The organism is Polaromonas aquatica (assembly GCF_050626995.1).
GTDB classification, from domain to species: domain Bacteria; phylum Pseudomonadota; class Gammaproteobacteria; order Burkholderiales; family Burkholderiaceae_C; genus Polaromonas; species Polaromonas aquatica_A.
Window position 1 is genome coordinate 2,562,870 of record NZ_CP192467.1, and the last position, 14,834, is coordinate 2,577,703.

The following is a 14,834-nucleotide window of genomic DNA, read 5'->3' on the forward strand; positions in this document are numbered from 1 at the left end:
GCAAGCGAAGCCGACAAAGTGCACGGTTGATATGGAAATGGAACGGTGTCAGTCCACCGCCAGCCGGTAGCCTACGCCGGTTTCGGTCAGCAAATGCCGGGGCTCGGCCGGGTCCTGCTCAATCTTGGCGCGCAGCTGCGCCATGTAGAGGCGCAGGTAGTGCACGTGCTCGGTGTACTCCGGCCCCCACACGTCGGCCAGCAGCTGCCGGTGCGTGACGACGCGGCCCGCGCTGCGCACCAGCCGCGCCAGCAGCTTGAACTCGGTCGGCGTCAGGTGCAGCGTCTCGCCGTGCAGCTGCACGGTGTGCAGCGTCAGGTCCACACGCAGGCCGTCCAGCGCGTGCACCGTCACGGCCGCGGCCAGCGTGGTGCCGCGGTGGCGCAGCGCCACGCGTATGCGCGCCAGCAGCTCGCTCACGCTGAAAGGCTTGGTCAGGTAGTCGTCGGCCCCCGCGTCCAGCAGCTTGATTTTCTGCGCCTCCTGGTGCCGGGCCGACACCACGAGGATCGGCAGCGAATGTTTTCGCCGCACCTCCTGCACCAGCTCGGCGCCGTCGCCGTCGGGCAGGCCCAAGTCCAGCACGATGACGTCGGGCGGGTCGTGGCGTATCAGCGCCGCCGCTTCGCTCAGCGACACGGCCGTCTGCACCTCAAAACCTTCCACCGACAGCGAGGCGCGCATCAGCTCGCGTAGGTCGCGGTCGTCTTCCACCACCAGGATGCGCAGGCTCATGGCTGCATCCCGGCCGGTTGCTGCGCGGCGATGGGCAGTGTCAGCGTGAAGACATTGCCTTCACCCGATTCGCCGGCATCACTGCGCGACGAAATGGTGAGCTGGCCCTGGTGCGCCTCTGCAATGGCGCGGCACAGCGCCAGGCCCAGGCCTGCGCCGCGCGCGCCGGATTGGTCACCCCGTGCGTAGGGCGCAAAGATCGCCTCGTACTTGTCTTTCGCTATCTGCGGGCCGCTGTCCTTCACGGCCAGCAGCAGGGTGCCGCCTTCTGCGCGCACCGCCAGCGCAATCGCACCTGTGCTGTACTTGAGCGCGTTGTCCAGAAGGTTGTCCAGCAGCTGTGCCAGCAGCACCGGGTCGGCCTTGATCAGCGGCAGCCCGGCCTGCACGGTGGAAGTGATGCGGCGCTCCGGGTCGCGCTTGCGCACGCGCGCCAGCACCGTGCCAACAATTTCTTCGGGTGACTCCCATTGCCGCGCCGGCGGCTGCGCCGTGTTGGAGAGCTGCACCAGCTGCAGCGTGTTCTCCGTCACGGTCGATAAATAAGAAGCCTCACTCACAATGCTGCCCAGCAGCCGCGCCTGCTCGGCCGGGGCCAGCTTGTCGCCCTGCGTCTGCAGTGCCGAAGCCGCGCCCACGACGGCCGCCAGCGGCGTGCGCAGGTCATGCGAAATGGCCGCCAGGAAAGTGCTTTGCACCTGCTGGCGTTGGGCCTCGCCCTGCGCCGCCTGCATCGACTGGCTGAGCCGCAGCCGCCACAGCGCCTGGCCCAGCAGCGCACACAGCGCCTCGGCATGTTCGCGCCCACCGGTGTCGTGTGCCGGTGCGGGTTCTACCCGTGCGGCGCCGTGCATTTGCGCCTTGTCGCCCAGCGGCAGGTACCAGGCGTTCAGCCCCGGCCAGCGCCCGGTGCCGGGGCCCAGCGTGGCCACTTCGCGCATGCAGCAGCGCATGCCATCCAGCACGGAAGGCTCCAGCACCGCTGCATTCGACAGCTCCCCTGCAGCGTCCACCGTGCCGAGCAGGCAGGGGCCTGTAAAGGCTTCGTCCAGCGCGGCCTGGCCCAAAGCGGCAATGTCCTGCACCGCGGCCGCGGTAGAAAGCTGCGTGGCCAAGCCCTGCAGCTGGCGCGCCCGCTGTTCGTTCAGCTGCGCCGCAGCCGTCTCACGCCGCAGCCGCGCTGACAGGTGGCTGATGGCCAGCGCCACCAGCAGCATGCTGAAGAGGGCAATCAGGTGGTCGCGGCTCTCCACCTCAAAGGTAAAGCGCGGCGGCACAAAAAAGAAATTCAGCGCCGTCACGGCCACCAGCGCCGAGGCCACAGACTCCTTCCAGCCCATGGTGTAAGACACCACCACCACGACCAGCACATACAGCATGGCCTGGCTGGCAATCGTCACCTCTCTGTCGAGCAGCAGCCCGCCGCCGGTGGCCGCCGCCAGCAGCAGCGCCACGGCGAACCAGTGGCGCAAAGAGGTGCCCGTGGCGGGAGTGGATTCAGGGGCTTTCGTCATCAGAAGGCCAGCGTACCATCGGCCGCATCAGGATTGCATCAGGAAGCCGGGCTGGGTGCGGTGGCGGATACGGCGGACCCCAAGGCCCCCAACCGCCCAAATTCTTGATCTGTATCAACTTTTACCCATAAAAAGTGCCTGTAGCCCAATAAGAATCGGCGCAACTAGCTATGAAATAAATAGCAAATGACTCGCCCAGCACGCCCCGCCGCGCGGCCTTCCCGGTCCTTGCAGTCTCCCGACGCCACCCATAACCCCACTGCCAAAATCGTCCCATCCTGTTAAGCTGGCTGCCCGACTTTTAATAACGATTTGAGAGACAACACCATGCCCGGACTCCTTCCCAACGTTGACCCTGACGGCCTGCTCGAGTTTTCGGTGGTCTACACCGACCGCGCCCTCAACCACATGTCCAGGAGCTTCCAGGGTGTGATGAGCGACATCTCCAGCATTCTCAAAGACGTCTACAAGGCGCACGCCGTGGCCCTGGTGCCCGGCAGCGGCACTTACGGCATGGAGGCCGTGGCCCGTCAGTTTGCGGGTGGCAAGCACGTCATGGTCATCCGCAACGGGTGGTTCAGCTACCGTTGGACGCAGATCTTTGACATGGGCCATATCCCCGCATCCCACACCGTGCTCAAGGCCAAACAAACCGGCCCCGGCGCGCAAGCCCCCTGGGCGCCCGCACCCATCGCCGATGTGGTCGCCGCCATCGCCAAAGAAAAGCCCGCACTCGTTTTTGCCCCACACGTCGAAACCGCCTCCGGCATGATCCTGCCCGACAGCTACCTGCAGGCCGTCGCCGCGGCAGTGCATGCCGTGGGCGGCCTCTTTGTGCTTGACTGCATCGCCTCCGGCGCCATGTGGGTTGACATGAAGGCCACCGGCGTTGACCTGCTGATTTCGGCCCCGCAAAAAGGCTGGAGCAGCTCACCCTGCTGCGCCATGGTCATGCTCAGCGAGCGCGCCCGCGCCGCGATAGACAGCACCATCAGTTCCAGCTTTGCCTGCGATTTGAAAAAGTGGATGCAGATCATGGAGACGTACGAAAACGGCGGCCATGCCTACCACGCCACTCTGCCCACAGACGCCCTCACGCGCCTGCGTGCCGCCATGAAGGAAACGCAAGACTACGGCTTTGCCAAAGTCAAAGCCGAGCAGGAAGCATTGGGCGCCAAGGTGCGCAAACTGTTTGAAAGCCGCGGCCTGCCCAGCGTGGCCGCCGAAGGCTTCAAGGCTCCAGGCGTAGTGGTCAGCTACACCACAGACCCCGACATCCAGTCTGGTAAAAAATTCCTCGCCCAGGGTTTGCAAACCGCCGCCGGTGTGCCGCTGCAGTGCGACGAGGCTGCCGATTTCAAGACCTTCCGCGTCGGCCTGTTTGGCCTGGAGAAATGGCACCAATCTGACCGCACCGTCGGCCAGCTTGCCGCCGCACTCGACCAGATCGGCCTGACCGAGAAGGCGCGCCAGGCTGTCGCGGCCTGAGCGGCTGTTTTTCATCGGGAGCTTCGGCTCCCTTTTTTATGTTCGCTTCCTTTTTTAATCCATCAATTCATTCATAAAGAGACGTGTCGATGAAATGCGCTTTGGTCGGTTCCCGTTTTTTCGCTGCCTCCGTGTTTGAGGCGCTTCGCAAAGAAGAAGGCATTGAGTTCACCAGCATCGTCGCCCCGGCAGAAGACGACCGGCTGGCGATTGCCGGGCGCGCCGCCGGCATCCCGGTTCACGTGCTGGCCAACCCCAAGATCGTGCCCGGCGAGGCGATTGCCGAAGGCACAGAACTCATCATCGCCGCACACACCCATGCCCGAGTGAGTGACGACGCACTCGCCCGTTCGCGTCTGGGCGGCATCGGCTACCACCCTTCGCTGCTGCCAAGGCACCGCGGCATCGCGGCGGTGGAGTGGACGATCCTGGAAGGTGACCCGATTGCCGGCGGCTCCGTCTACCACCTGGCCGACGGTTGGGACGCCGGCGCCATCGCCGCGCAAGACTGGTGCTTTGTCAAAAAAGGCGAAACCGCCCGCGAGCTATGGGAGCGTGCCTTGGCACCCATGGGCCTGGCGCTGCTCAGCAAGGTCGTGCACCACGCCCGCCAGCACGGCAGCTTGCCCGCCGAGGTACAAGACCCGGCCTTCGCCACCCGCGCCCCCATGCTGCGCAAAGCGGTGGTGCTGACGGAAGAGACCTCGCCAGCCAACACATCGCTCGTCGTCTCCATCGTCGGCACAGACCGCCAGGGCATCGTCAGCGCACTCGCAGACAAAGCCCAGCGCTTCGGCGCCAACTGGGCCGCCAGCCGCATGACACGCCTGGCCGGTGAATTCGCCGGCATGGTCCACTTCGAAGTACCCCGCGAAAACGCCGACAACCTGGCCACCTCACTGCGCGGCCTGCAGTCCAGTGGCCTGCAAGTGGTCGTGGCCAAAAGCGACGGCGCCAACACCCCCGCCGCACTGCGCGTGTTTGAACTCGAACTGGTAGGCGAAGACCGCCTGGGCATCGTCAGCAACCTCACCAAGATGCTCGCCGAGCGCGGTATCAGCATCGAGAGCATTCACACCGACATCGTGCGCAGCGGTGTCTCAGGCAAACAGACCTTCAAGGTCGAGGCGCATTTGCTGGTGCCGGCTAATTTGTCGGTGGAGTCATTGCAGAAAGAGCTGGGCACGCTAGCCAGCGAGATGATGCTGGATATTGCGCTGGGGGAGCGGCAGGTTGCTGTCGGGTGAGTCGACATTCCCTCGGACGTGAAGCGGGTTAAAAGCGCGGGATAGCCATGGTCGAAATCATTGTGGCGGTGTTGGTGGTTGGCGGCTTGGCCGTGCTGCCCATCGCCGGGCTCATCATTCAGGTGTGGCGTGACCACCGCGGCAAGCGCAGGAATGCGCAGGGCAGGTGCTACGCCTGCGGCGGGTCAGGCTTTCTATTGCCTCTAGCTCACTACAAAGGCGCAACTTTCAACTACTGCGTGGCATGCTTTCAACGCCAGCGCCGGATGTCCACGATGACCGGACTTGTCGCTGCCGGAGTTCTGGTTGCGGGCTTGTGTGCCTGGTTGATCGTGCGCGAGCTTTAAGAGATTGCTTTGAGGGCGGCGGGTTTCCGGCAGTGAGCTGGGATCCGGTTTGTCCTGCGCGGAGGCTGTGAGGGATTGCGGTAACGAAAATCATGTTCTCCGCAATAGGCAGTCGTGAGGCTCGTTATGCTTGTGCTTGCCCCGGTCGCTGGGAAATTTTGGCAAGGAGTGAATCTTGGGAATGGCTGCGCAAGGCAATTGGAGGGAACGTGTGGTGCTCGCTTACATCGACGAGCCCCCGTTCGGTTGGGAGGACGCCACTGGCCAGCCGGTTGGCGCGGACGTGGAACTGGCGACGGTGATCCTGCGCTCGCTGGGGGTTGCAGACATCACCTATCGGAAGACGACCTTCGCCGACCTCCTGCCCGGCGTGGTGCGCGGTGACTGGGATGTCAACGTCCCGATGTTTGTTTCGCCCGGGCGCGCATTGCAGGTGGCATTCAGCGCGCCGGTCTGGGCCCTGGGCGATGGCTACCGCCCGGCAATATCAGTCTTACGAGGATCTGGCGCGTGACGCCGGTGCGCGCCTGGCGGTCGTGCAGGAGCAGATCCAGATCCAGTCGGCAATGGCGGCAGGCGTTCCACAGTCCCGGCTGGTCCGCTTCGCGTCACAGGAGCATGCCATCGCCGCCCTTCGCCGCGGAAGCGTCGATGCTTATGCGAGCACGGCGCTTGGTAACAGGACGCTCATCTCCATGCCTGGCATGCAGGATCTGGTGGCGATTGACCACCCCGCTCGCGCGGAAACACCGCTCGGGGCTTATACGTTCGCCAAGTCCGCGCGCGATCTTGTTGACGCGTTCGACGCCAAGTTGCGCGCGTACCTCGGTTCGCCAGCACATCTTGAATTGATACGCCGGTACGGTTTTGCGGCGGCGGATATCGGGCCGGTCCTGAATCGGTCGCGTGATGAGCGTGACGAATAAGCCAGCGGGAAACCCAGATACGGTGGTTTCCGGTTGTTCTCTACATTACTCTGGGCACGAACCCAGACCTGAGTTCAAGCAACACTAAAAATCCTGAAACCATGACCAGTGATCGCATCTCAAAATTTCTCGACGATATACGCCTTCTTGATCCCGAACGCTTCGAGCTTGTACAGGCACTGAGAAAAATCATCCTTGGCCTGGATTCCTCGATCTCTGAAGAGGTGAAATACGGTGGACTCTTGTTCTCCGCTGTAAAGCCGTTTTGTGGGGTGTTCTCTTACGCAAAACACGTTTCCCTGGAGTTCGGCGAGGGCGCATCACTGCCGGACAAGTTCAAAGTGCTCGAGGGCGAAGGCAAGTTCCGTCGCCACATCAAATTGGCATCAGTTGAAGACATCACGGGCAAGCATGCCCGTGACTATCTTGCTTTGGCGCTCAAGATGTCGGCGAAGGCGTGAAGATGCAAATGCGCGCCCACCTGAAACAGAAAATAATCGATGTATGCGAAAACAAGATCAGAGAGAAAGGCGAAAACGTCGGCGTTTCGTTCTACGCGTTTTTTGCCAACAAGAATGACAACCCGGAACTCCTGATGGAGGCCGCAACATGGTGGATCCAAACGCACCGGCTGGACCACTTTGAGAAAGCGTTGAAGATCAGGCGTCTGGTTGAGCAGGAAGCGGTCGATTGAGAAAAACCGCGCCTTGATGTAAGCGTCCTCCAGGGCCATATCCGCCCCAGGCTCCCTCTCTTTTTTCCAGACGACCCCAAGGCGTCTCACTAGCAACTTTCGCAACTTTCAAGGATGCCAGCGCGACACCGCCCGCGGCGTGTGAGCCGACTTGCTTCCGGCGAGCGCATACGAAAGCTGGTTCGCCGCGCGGATGACACTTTTTGCGTGCTTCATCAGTTTGGTCTTTGAGAGCCGTGCACTCGGGCCCGAGATGCAGAGGGACCCCAGCAATCGCCAGTTGAGGCCGAACACCGGCGCTGCGACACTGGCCACCTCGGCTTCGCGCTCGCCCATCGAGATCTGGAAGCCCTGCTCGCGGATCGACTCATACGGCTCTCCCGCTGCGCCGCTGAAGGCCAGGATCACACGTCCCGGCGCGCCCTTGTTCAGGGGCAGCCGCTCGCCGACACGCACATGGTGCCGCACGGATTGCGGCCCTTCGACGCGCGCCACGCAGGCGCGAATGTCGCCTTCGCGCACGTAGAACGATGCGCTCTCGCCAGTAGCCTCAACGAGCTGGTGCAGCGTTGGCTCGACGACCCGGTTGACATCAAACCCGGCCTGGTAGCGCGCACCGAGCCAGCCGGCGGCCGGCCCCAGCCGCCACTGGCCGTCGTCGGCCTGCACCATGTAGTGCGACAAGGCCAGCGTCCGCGCCAGGCGCAGCACCGTCGTCTTGTGCATCTGCGAACGCCGGCTCAGCTCCGCCAGCGAAAGCGTCGACTCGCCCACCGCAAAAGCTTCCATCAGCGAGAGCGCCCGTGTCACCGCGATGACGCCGCCGCCCGTCTCAACTGCCTCATTTGCTGCATCGTTGCGCATATCGCACCATGGTTCACTGTATGAAACGGTATTGTATGGCGTGCAACACGCGTCTACAGTCCCACCCATACCGCACTTTCAAGCGGAGCCCAGGAGACATTTCATGAAACTTTCCCGCCGTTGCGTGCTGGCCGCTGCCGTCACGTGTTCTCTGGCCACCAGCGCCTTTGCGCAGGCCTGGCCCACCGCCAAACCCATTCGCCTCGTCGTCCCGTTCCCGGCCGGCGGCGGTACCGACATCATTGCCCGCGAAGTCGCGAACAAGCTCGCGGGCTCGGGCTACACCTTCGTCGTCGACAACAAACCAGGCTCGGGTGGCAACCTGGGCGTGGACGCCGCGGCAAAGTCGCCGGCGGACGGCTACACGCTGGTGCTCGGCCAGACCAGCAACCTGGCGATCAACCCCAGCCTGTACGCCAAGCTTTCGTACGACCCCGTGAAGGACCTCACCCCCGTGAGCCTGGTGGCGAGCGCGCCGCTGGTCATCGTCGTCGCGGCGGACTCGCCGTACAAGACGCTTGCCGACATCGTTGCGGCGTCCAAGGCCAAACCCGGCTTCCTGAACTACGCGACTTCCGGCAACGGCACCGTCGCGCACCTCGCCACCGAATCCTTCCAGAAGGCAGCAGACGTCAAGCTGACGCACGTGCCGTACAAGGGCGCGGCGCAGGGCGCTACCGACCTGATTGGCGGGCAGGTGCAGCTTTATGTGTCGTCCATCCCCACGCTCATCGGCCACATCAAGAACGGAAAAATGCGCGCCATCGCCGTCACGTCGGCCAAACGCACCGAAGACCTGCCGCAGGTGCCGACCATTGCCGAGTCAGGCTACAAAGGCTTCGAGGCCATGACCTGGTTCGGCATCGCCGGGCCCGCGAACCTGCCGAAGGACGTGGTCGCCAAACTCAACGCTGACATCAACAAGGCGCTGCAGGCGGTTGAGCTGCGCAAAAAGCTGGGCGACCAGGGCGCCATCGTGGCGGGCAGTACACCGGAGCAATTCAGCACGCTGATCCGAGAAGAAACCGCCCGCTGGGGCAAGATTATTAAAGAATCCGGAGCGAAAGTAGATTGACATGACACAACAGGACATCGTCCGCAAGTTTGATCGCGTGCCCGCAGCCGTTGTGCGCCAGGCCGCTGCATTCCAGCCCGCCATCCTGGCCGACGTGGCCGGCCGACGGGGTGCGATGCACGGGCGCATCAAGGCACTGCACCCCCGCATGAAATTTGCCGGTACGGCCTTCACGGTTGAAGTTCGCCCTGGCGACAACCTGATGATCCACGCCGCCATGTCACTGGCGCAACCGGGTGATGTGTTGGTGATTGACGGCAAGGGCGACCTCACCGCCGCGCTGATGGGCACCATCATGATGACGGCCTGCAAACAGCTGGGTATCGCCGGTGTCGTCATTGACGGCGCAGTCCGGGACACCCTCGAAATCGACGAAATGGACTTCCCTGTCTTTGCGGCCGGGTACAACCCGAACGGCCCCACCAAAAACTGCCCCGGCCGGATCGGCCATGCTGTGACGGTGGGTGGCGTCACCGTGCAGGCGGGCGACTTCGTGACGGGCGACGCGGACGGCGTTGTCGTCGTTGAACGCGAAAAGATCGAATCCCTGCTGCCGGCCGCTGCGAAAAAAGTGGCCGACGAAAACGCACGGATAGCGGCGATCAAAAAAGGCGACACAGCGGCCAAGTGGCTGGAGTCAGCGCTGCGCAGCGCCGGTGTGCTGAAAGAAGGCGAGTCGCTGTGAGCAACGGGAAGCCATCATGAGCCCCGTCATGAAGCCCGTCATTCTGGTCACCGCGGCAGACCTTGCACCCGAAGCGCTGGCGCTTCTGCAGGGCTACGAAGTCATCTACGCCGGCAAGACGCCAACGGAAGACGACATCGTCGCCCTCTGCAGGCAACGTGACCCGGTGGGCATCATCGTGCGCTACAGCAAGGTGGGGTCAGCCGCCATCGCCGCGGCGCCATCCCTGCGCGTGATCTCCAAACACGGCAGCGGCACTGACACCATCGACAAGGTGGCCGCCGCCGCGCGGGGCGTCCAGGTGTGTGCCGCAGCCGGCGCCAACGCCGCGGCAGTCGCCGAGCAGGCGCTGGCATTGATGCTTGCCTGTGCCAAGTCGATCCCCATGCTGGACGCGCGCATGCGTGCCGGCCACTGGGACAAGGCCACCCACAAGAGCGTGGAACTGTATGGCAAGACTATCGGGCTGGTGGGCCTGGGCGCCATCGGGCTGCGCTTTGCACGCATGGCGAGTGCGTTGGGCATGGAGGTCTTGGGCTTTGACCCTTATGCCAAAGAGCTGCCCGAATTTGTGACGCGGGTCGAACTCGAAACGCTTTGGCAAAACGCAGACGTGATTTCGCTGCATTGCCCACTGACGGACGAGAACCGCAACCTGCTGAATGGCACCACGCTGGCAAAGTGCAAGAGGGGCGTGATCATCGTCAACACAGCGCGCGGCGGGCTGGTGGATGAGTCAGCGTTGCTCGAAGCCCTTCGCAGCGGGCAGGTTCATTCTGCGGGCCTCGACAGCTTCAGCGTGGAGCCCATGGTGCCAGGGCACCCTTTCCAGAACGAGCCGGGCGTCATTCTGAGCCCACACATCGGCGGTGTCACGAGCAACGCGTATGTGAACATGGGCGTTGCGGCGGCACGCAATGCGCGAAGCGTGATCGAAGGCGTGGCCGCCGAGGCTTTGGCCTAGCTTTTGATCTGCGGTGCCTGGGGCATGCGCCCCAGCCCGCCAGCGCCTTCCGCTTTACTGCGGCACCAGGCCGGCGGCTTTCACCAAATTGGCGTGGATGCCAATCTCTTCTGAAATCACTTGTGCCAAAGGCTTGGCCTCATCGGGCGCGGGCTCCATGCCGATTTCCAGCAGCTTGGTTTTGGCATCGCCTCTGAGGAAGGCCTTCGCGGATTTGCTGATCTTGTCGATCACGGGCTGCGGCGTTTTGGCGGGGACCAGCAGGCCGATCCAAGCCGACAGCACCACATTGTTCACGCCGCCTTCACGCAGCGTGGGAATGTCCGGCGCAGAGATGGCACGCTTTTCACTCAGCACCCCCACCGCATGCAGCTTGCCCGACTTGATGTGCGGAAGCGCTTCCGGCAGCGGGGCAAAGGCCATGTCCACCACGCCGCCGATCAGGTCGGTAATGGCCGGCGCACCGCCCTTGTAGGGAACATGCAGCAGCTTGGCGCCGGTCTGGCTTTCAAACATCAGCCCCGCCAGGTGCTGCGGGCTGCCGTCGCCTGAAGAGGCATACGTCAGCTTGCCCGGGTTGGCCTTGGCCGCCGCCAGAATGCTGGCCGGCGTGCCGTACTTCGCCTTGTCGTTCACGACCAGCACCATGGCCTGGTTGACCAGCTTGGTCACCGCCACAAAGTCGGTTTCGGGGTTGTAGGGCAGCGTTTTGAAGATGCTCTTGTTGGTCGTCAGAAAAGACGCCGGCGACACCATGATGGTGTAGCCATCCGGCGCCGCCTTGGCCACCACCGGCACCCCAATCTGCCCCGAGCCGCCGGCCCGGTTGTCCACCACAAAGGGTTGGCCCAGGTCGGTGGTGAGCTGCTGGCTGACCTGGCGCGCCACATTGTCAACACTGCCGCCAGCTGGCAGCGCCACGATGACTTTGACCGGGTGGCTGGGGTAGGGCTCTTGTGCGAAGGAGGGCGCTGCGAGCGCCAGACTGGACGCGGCGCAAAGCGCCAGGCAGGCGGTGCGGGTGAATGACATGGGTCGCTTTCAGAGTTGGGGTGCAGGGGGCGTCGCTAGTTCGCTCTGCAAACTTGCTTCGCCTTAGCTCATGGGATGCAAGTTGTATGCCTGCAAGCAGGTTTGGAACTGGAGCTGGTGGGGGCAGACCGCCTGGGCTTCGTCGGCAAGCTGACCAAAATGCTCGCCGAACGCGGCATCAGCATTAGGAGCATTCACACCGATATCGTGTGCAGTGGTGTGTCAGGCAAGCAGACCTTCAAGGTCGAGACGCATTTGCTGGTGCTGGCCAATTTGTCGGTGGAAGCGTTGCGGAAGGTACTGGGCGCGCTGGCCAGCGAAATGATGCTGGATATTGCGTTTGGGGAGAGGTAGGTTGCTGGGGAGCGATTTGAGCAAAGGCACACCCTTTGATCTTGATCGTGGTGCGGGCCTTACGAAATGTCAGATCCACTCGCTCCTTAGATTGGCGGTTGGTGATCCAAGGAGATCTCTATCTGGAGTTCTTAGGTTTGCGAGCGCTTTGCAATACTCCCAATTTCTCCATTTTCCAAGATTCGATTATTCCTGGAACAAAAGCGTGCCCCTCTCCCAGCGAGAAAAACTCTAGTTCTCGCTGTTCTTCCAGAAGCAAATATTCAATGAATGCATCGGTTCTATTTATTCGTTGCTCGACTCTCTCAAGTCTCCGTCGCTCGTTGAGAGCCTGCACCTCTAAGTTAGACAGCCGCACTAAATTATTCGTTGTGCTCTCGTTACGAATACCGCAATCAGTTGAAACGAGATCAATATATGTGAAGAGCTTGTGTAAGTCGCTCACGGCAAATTGACCAAACGACGTAATGCGAAGCGCGTCTATCTCATCACTAAAGCTGTCTTGCCTTGTGGATGCTTCTATTAAATTTGCGGCCAGCAATTTGTCTACCCAAATAGAAAAGTCATCATCGCTGCCGAACACGTCGCTGAAGTAAGAGCGTATTTCTTCAAACGGCAAATACGCCGGCGCGCTCGGATCCTGTCCTGCTGATAGCTTACGAAGTATTCGGAGACCGGTGAAGTGCGATCCGCCCTCAGTCGCTCGAATCTGAAACAGGTTCGGTACTTTGCTTAGTTTCTCGTCGTAAAAAAGTCGAGTAGGAGTCAGAAGGGGTCTTAAAACCTGATGAATAAGGATCGTCCAAACGTTGTTGGACTGAGTCATTTCGATTGCTTTGGTGTAGCCCGATAAGACCAAATCGCCAAAAAGCTCGAGAGCCAGCCGTATATTGCCGTGTGCGGATGCGGAGATAAATCGATTGAGCGAAGAAGGAGGGTTCCTCAAAAAATCCTCTGCGAAGATTCTGAAAAACTTCTCTGCCGGTTCCTTCCAGTCGGGGGGGATTGATAGGGCGTTTTTTCCCAGCAAATTAAGCACGTACTGAATCCGTCGCTTGAAGACCTCCTCTGGAGTGGGTGAACTTATATGGAATGCGCTGTTCTGGTAAGCATCCAACATGCCGCGGACCTTTGACGCGTAGAAGCGCTCCTCCCGCATGGATATGAGCACCAGACACCCTAGTTCGTTACTAGTCTCGACTGCCAAGGAAAAAGCATAGTCTTGTAGTTCATTTTCTAGCTGATCGGTGTTGTCAATTGCGAGTATCACCCCTCGGTGATGTCTTTGATGCCATACCACGAGCCGCTTGGCCGTGTATCGCAAATCAGCTTTCCAAGTCGCGATTAAGCCGTTAAGAGTCACGTTGTAATCGGAGGAGTCCTCTGAAAGTCCTTTGAGGTTTTGCTTCTTCGCTACATCAAATCGATCGCTAAAAAGCTTCACAAGATCATCTCGATCTCCGTCAAGCAGGCGCTCACTATCTAGCCCGGTTATTAAGGTCTGCCATAAGCGTTCACGTATGGACTGAGGATCTTTTGACGCGGGAAGTAAATCAACAATTATTGGCAGCGCATGCTTAACAATAAATTGAGGAGGCTTATGAAGGAGAACTTTTTTTATGAAGGTTGACTTTCCAGCTCCCTTGCCGCCAAAAAGAATAACTACATCCCCTGCAACCGCTTGCTTTACGCCCTTGACCAACCTATTGGCAAATGCACCACCTGTATCTGCATCCTCAGTTTCGATAACACCATAGGACTGCATAAATGGAGAGACGGAATCGTTTATGAGATTGCGAATTCCCGCCAGACTTTTGTCGTGTGCTCGCTGGTTGACGTAGCAGCTCTCCACAAACTCGGCATCATCAATGTCCAATGGGCCGAAATATTTTTGTACCGTTGACCTAATGACGTGCGCAAGGCCATTTGCGTTAATGATTTGGTTGTAAGAGGTAATCTTCTCCTTCGGATAAAAGATTTCTCTAAAGTCAGGATGGCTTTTGTCAAACGCCTCTCGAATGCTCCAACGCTCCACGACCGAAGAGTAGCCAAGGAGTGCCACCGCTTCCGAGTAATGCTCCTTAAACCAAGCTATGTCGCTAATCATATTGCCGTGAGATCGCGCCATTTCCTATTTGTCTCGTACGCTTTAAATAGGATTAGCTGAATACCATTTGAGACTGCGGCGAATTCGCAGCCTTCGTCAGAACAATAGCGCTGAACCTGCAGGATTGCAGCTTTGAGCGTGTCACTCGTCAACAGCGTTTTCGTTTTAACGGATCGAAAAGGTTTGTCGAAGTTGTAATTGGCAGGAAGTGTGAAGTAACTCCCTGTTCGCTTCGCCTCAATGATTAGGGCAATCTTGCCATTTGGACGCAGTAAATGGTAGTCAGAATATCCATCAAGAGTTGATGGCTCGTTTCTGAACGAGCCACTTGGCCAGCCCAAAACATCCATCAATAGTCTATCGATCAGATGAAAGCGTGTGTCTGCCTCGTTGAAGTCGGCCTTTTTAGCCGTATCAATGAGCAGTTCTGCTGCAGCTAGTGACATGCGCCCCTCCCGTTGAATGGTTTCGACCTTCACCTGAACCATATCACGCGAAGTTACTCCCGGGCTGATTTTCATTTGTCAAATGCTCCCGGGGACTTGCTAGTCCGAAACCGAAACGCTGGAATAAAACTCCTCTCATTCGGAAACCCCGAAGCCTCAGCCACCTGCTTGATCGGCTTTGAAGTTCGCAGCAACAACTCCTTCGCCTTCTCGAGCCGCACCTCGTCCTTGAGTTGCTGCAGCGAAACATCACCCCAACTGCCAACGCAGGGTGCGCCGTCAGCGTTTCCGCGGTATAGCCCGACCACCGGACTGCCAACTGCTCGCCGGTCGATGCTCACCCCAATGGCTCACAC

The 14,834-nt window shown here is 60.4% G+C and carries 17 protein-coding genes and 1 pseudogene; 11 read left to right on the plus strand and 7 right to left on the minus strand.

The features are described from left to right. Positions 1–48 precede the first annotated feature (48 nt). Together ACQ4MS_RS12215 and ACQ4MS_RS12220 are read right to left on the minus strand one after the other, a co-directional pair. The gene (locus ACQ4MS_RS12215; RefSeq protein ID WP_431094815.1) at positions 49–735 is read right to left on the minus strand and encodes a response regulator; all 687 of its coding nucleotides are present in this window, start codon (positions 733–735) and stop codon (positions 49–51) included. Next, a complete protein-coding gene (locus ACQ4MS_RS12220) occupies positions 732–2,249 on the minus strand; it encodes a DUF4118 domain-containing protein (protein WP_431094817.1) in 1,518 nt (505 codons plus the stop codon). Before ACQ4MS_RS12220 ends, ACQ4MS_RS12215 begins: the two co-directional genes overlap by 4 nt. A 327-nt stretch (positions 2,250–2,576) precedes the next feature. Between ACQ4MS_RS12220 and ACQ4MS_RS12225 the strand changes: the two genes are divergently transcribed. The 7 genes from ACQ4MS_RS12225 (at position 2,577) to ACQ4MS_RS12255 (ending at position 6,951) form a co-directional block, all read left to right on the plus strand. Further along, entirely contained in the window at positions 2,577–3,737 is a 1,161-nt protein-coding gene (locus ACQ4MS_RS12225; RefSeq protein WP_431094819.1) for an aminotransferase class V-fold PLP-dependent enzyme, read from the plus strand. A gap of 89 nt (positions 3,738–3,826) precedes the next feature. Then, positions 3,827–4,984 (plus strand): formyltransferase family protein, encoded by a 1,158-nt coding sequence (locus ACQ4MS_RS12230; RefSeq protein ID WP_431094821.1) that lies wholly within the window; start codon positions 3,827–3,829, stop codon positions 4,982–4,984. Between the two features lie 47 nt (positions 4,985–5,031). Further along, entirely contained in the window at positions 5,032–5,331 is a 300-nt protein-coding gene (locus ACQ4MS_RS12235; RefSeq protein ID WP_431094823.1) for a hypothetical protein, read from the plus strand. Between the two features lie 211 nt (positions 5,332–5,542). Further along, entirely contained in the window at positions 5,543–5,845 is a 303-nt protein-coding gene (locus ACQ4MS_RS12240) for a transporter substrate-binding domain-containing protein (protein ID WP_431094825.1), read from the plus strand. After that, entirely contained in the window at positions 5,799–6,257 is a 459-nt protein-coding gene (locus tag ACQ4MS_RS12245) for a hypothetical protein (RefSeq protein WP_431094827.1), read from the plus strand. Before ACQ4MS_RS12240 ends, ACQ4MS_RS12245 begins: the two co-directional genes overlap by 47 nt. A 101-nt stretch (positions 6,258–6,358) precedes the next feature. Beyond that, positions 6,359–6,718, plus strand: a complete 360-nt coding sequence (locus tag ACQ4MS_RS12250) for a DUF1801 domain-containing protein (RefSeq protein ID WP_431094829.1) — start codon at positions 6,359–6,361, stop codon at positions 6,716–6,718. A gap of 8 nt (positions 6,719–6,726) precedes the next feature. Beyond that, positions 6,727–6,951, plus strand: coding sequence for a DUF6500 family protein (locus ACQ4MS_RS12255; RefSeq protein WP_431094831.1), 225 nt, complete (start codon positions 6,727–6,729; stop codon positions 6,949–6,951). Between the two features lie 108 nt (positions 6,952–7,059). Here ACQ4MS_RS12255 and ACQ4MS_RS12260 read toward each other — a convergent pair whose 3' ends face one another. Beyond that, positions 7,060–7,815: an IclR family transcriptional regulator gene (locus ACQ4MS_RS12260; protein ID WP_431094833.1), complete on the minus strand. Its 756-nt coding sequence runs from the start codon at positions 7,813–7,815 to the stop codon at positions 7,060–7,062. Between the two features lie 103 nt (positions 7,816–7,918). Between ACQ4MS_RS12260 and ACQ4MS_RS12265 the strand changes: the two genes are divergently transcribed. From ACQ4MS_RS12265 to ACQ4MS_RS12275, 3 genes are read left to right on the plus strand one after another with little or no spacing between them, the layout of a single operon-like run. Continuing rightward, positions 7,919–8,890, plus strand: a complete 972-nt coding sequence (locus ACQ4MS_RS12265; RefSeq protein WP_431094835.1) for a Bug family tripartite tricarboxylate transporter substrate binding protein — start codon at positions 7,919–7,921, stop codon at positions 8,888–8,890. Between the two features lies 1 nt (position 8,891). Continuing rightward, positions 8,892–9,575, plus strand: coding sequence for an RraA family protein (locus tag ACQ4MS_RS12270; protein ID WP_431094837.1), 684 nt, complete (start codon positions 8,892–8,894; stop codon positions 9,573–9,575). 16 nt (positions 9,576–9,591) lie between these two features. Then, positions 9,592–10,539 (plus strand): hydroxyacid dehydrogenase, encoded by a 948-nt coding sequence (locus tag ACQ4MS_RS12275; protein ID WP_431094839.1) that lies wholly within the window; start codon positions 9,592–9,594, stop codon positions 10,537–10,539. Positions 10,540–10,593: 54 nt separating this feature from the next. Here the strand turns inward: ACQ4MS_RS12275 and ACQ4MS_RS12280 are convergent, their stop codons facing one another. After that, a complete protein-coding gene (locus ACQ4MS_RS12280; RefSeq protein ID WP_431094841.1) occupies positions 10,594–11,571 on the minus strand; it encodes a Bug family tripartite tricarboxylate transporter substrate binding protein in 978 nt (325 codons plus the stop codon). 75 nt (positions 11,572–11,646) lie between these two features. Between ACQ4MS_RS12280 and ACQ4MS_RS12285 the strand changes: the two genes are divergently transcribed. Beyond that, complete coding sequence (locus tag ACQ4MS_RS12285; protein ID WP_431094843.1) at positions 11,647–11,925, plus strand: hypothetical protein; 279 nt, start codon at positions 11,647–11,649, stop codon at positions 11,923–11,925. Positions 11,926–12,043: 118 nt separating this feature from the next. Here the strand turns inward: ACQ4MS_RS12285 and ACQ4MS_RS12290 are convergent, their stop codons facing one another. The 3 genes and pseudogenes from ACQ4MS_RS12290 to ACQ4MS_RS12300 all read right to left on the minus strand — a co-directional run. Further along, the gene (locus tag ACQ4MS_RS12290; RefSeq protein ID WP_431094845.1) at positions 12,044–14,053 is read right to left on the minus strand and encodes a hypothetical protein; all 2,010 of its coding nucleotides are present in this window, start codon (positions 14,051–14,053) and stop codon (positions 12,044–12,046) included. Beyond that, entirely contained in the window at positions 14,029–14,553 is a 525-nt protein-coding gene (locus ACQ4MS_RS12295; protein ID WP_431094847.1) for a hypothetical protein, read from the minus strand. Before ACQ4MS_RS12295 ends, ACQ4MS_RS12290 begins: the two co-directional genes overlap by 25 nt. Then, positions 14,550–14,723 (minus strand): annotated as a pseudogene (locus ACQ4MS_RS12300) (helix-turn-helix domain-containing protein); the annotation flags it as partial. The gene ACQ4MS_RS12295 and the pseudogene ACQ4MS_RS12300, both read right to left, overlap by 4 nt. Between the last annotated feature and the right edge of the window lie 111 nt (positions 14,724–14,834).

Coding starts and splice junctions, on each gene's coding strand:
- ACQ4MS_RS12285 (WP_431094843.1), top strand. CDS start 11,647: ATGCAAGTTGTATGCCTGCAAGCAGGTTTGGAACTGGAGCTGGTGGGG.
- ACQ4MS_RS12245 (WP_431094827.1), top strand. CDS start 5,799: ATGGCTACCGCCCGGCAATATCAGTCTTACGAGGATCTGGCGCGTGAC.
- ACQ4MS_RS12265 (WP_431094835.1), top strand. CDS start 7,919: ATGAAACTTTCCCGCCGTTGCGTGCTGGCCGCTGCCGTCACGTGTTCT.
- ACQ4MS_RS12275 (WP_431094839.1), top strand. CDS start 9,592: ATGAGCCCCGTCATGAAGCCCGTCATTCTGGTCACCGCGGCAGACCTT.
- ACQ4MS_RS12215 (WP_431094815.1), bottom strand. CDS start 735: ATGAGCCTGCGCATCCTGGTGGTGGAAGACGACCGCGACCTACGCGAG.
- ACQ4MS_RS12230 (WP_431094821.1), top strand. CDS start 3,827: ATGAAATGCGCTTTGGTCGGTTCCCGTTTTTTCGCTGCCTCCGTGTTT.
- ACQ4MS_RS12290 (WP_431094845.1), bottom strand. CDS start 14,053: ATGGCGCGATCTCACGGCAATATGATTAGCGACATAGCTTGGTTTAAG.
- ACQ4MS_RS12280 (WP_431094841.1), bottom strand. CDS start 11,571: ATGTCATTCACCCGCACCGCCTGCCTGGCGCTTTGCGCCGCGTCCAGT.
- ACQ4MS_RS12225 (WP_431094819.1), top strand. CDS start 2,577: ATGCCCGGACTCCTTCCCAACGTTGACCCTGACGGCCTGCTCGAGTTT.
- ACQ4MS_RS12235 (WP_431094823.1), top strand. CDS start 5,032: ATGGTCGAAATCATTGTGGCGGTGTTGGTGGTTGGCGGCTTGGCCGTG.
- ACQ4MS_RS12295 (WP_431094847.1), bottom strand. CDS start 14,553: ATGAAAATCAGCCCGGGAGTAACTTCGCGTGATATGGTTCAGGTGAAG.
- ACQ4MS_RS12255 (WP_431094831.1), top strand. CDS start 6,727: ATGCGCGCCCACCTGAAACAGAAAATAATCGATGTATGCGAAAACAAG.
- ACQ4MS_RS12250 (WP_431094829.1), top strand. CDS start 6,359: ATGACCAGTGATCGCATCTCAAAATTTCTCGACGATATACGCCTTCTT.
- ACQ4MS_RS12220 (WP_431094817.1), bottom strand. CDS start 2,249: ATGACGAAAGCCCCTGAATCCACTCCCGCCACGGGCACCTCTTTGCGC.
- ACQ4MS_RS12260 (WP_431094833.1), bottom strand. CDS start 7,815: ATGCGCAACGATGCAGCAAATGAGGCAGTTGAGACGGGCGGCGGCGTC.
- ACQ4MS_RS12270 (WP_431094837.1), top strand. CDS start 8,892: ATGACACAACAGGACATCGTCCGCAAGTTTGATCGCGTGCCCGCAGCC.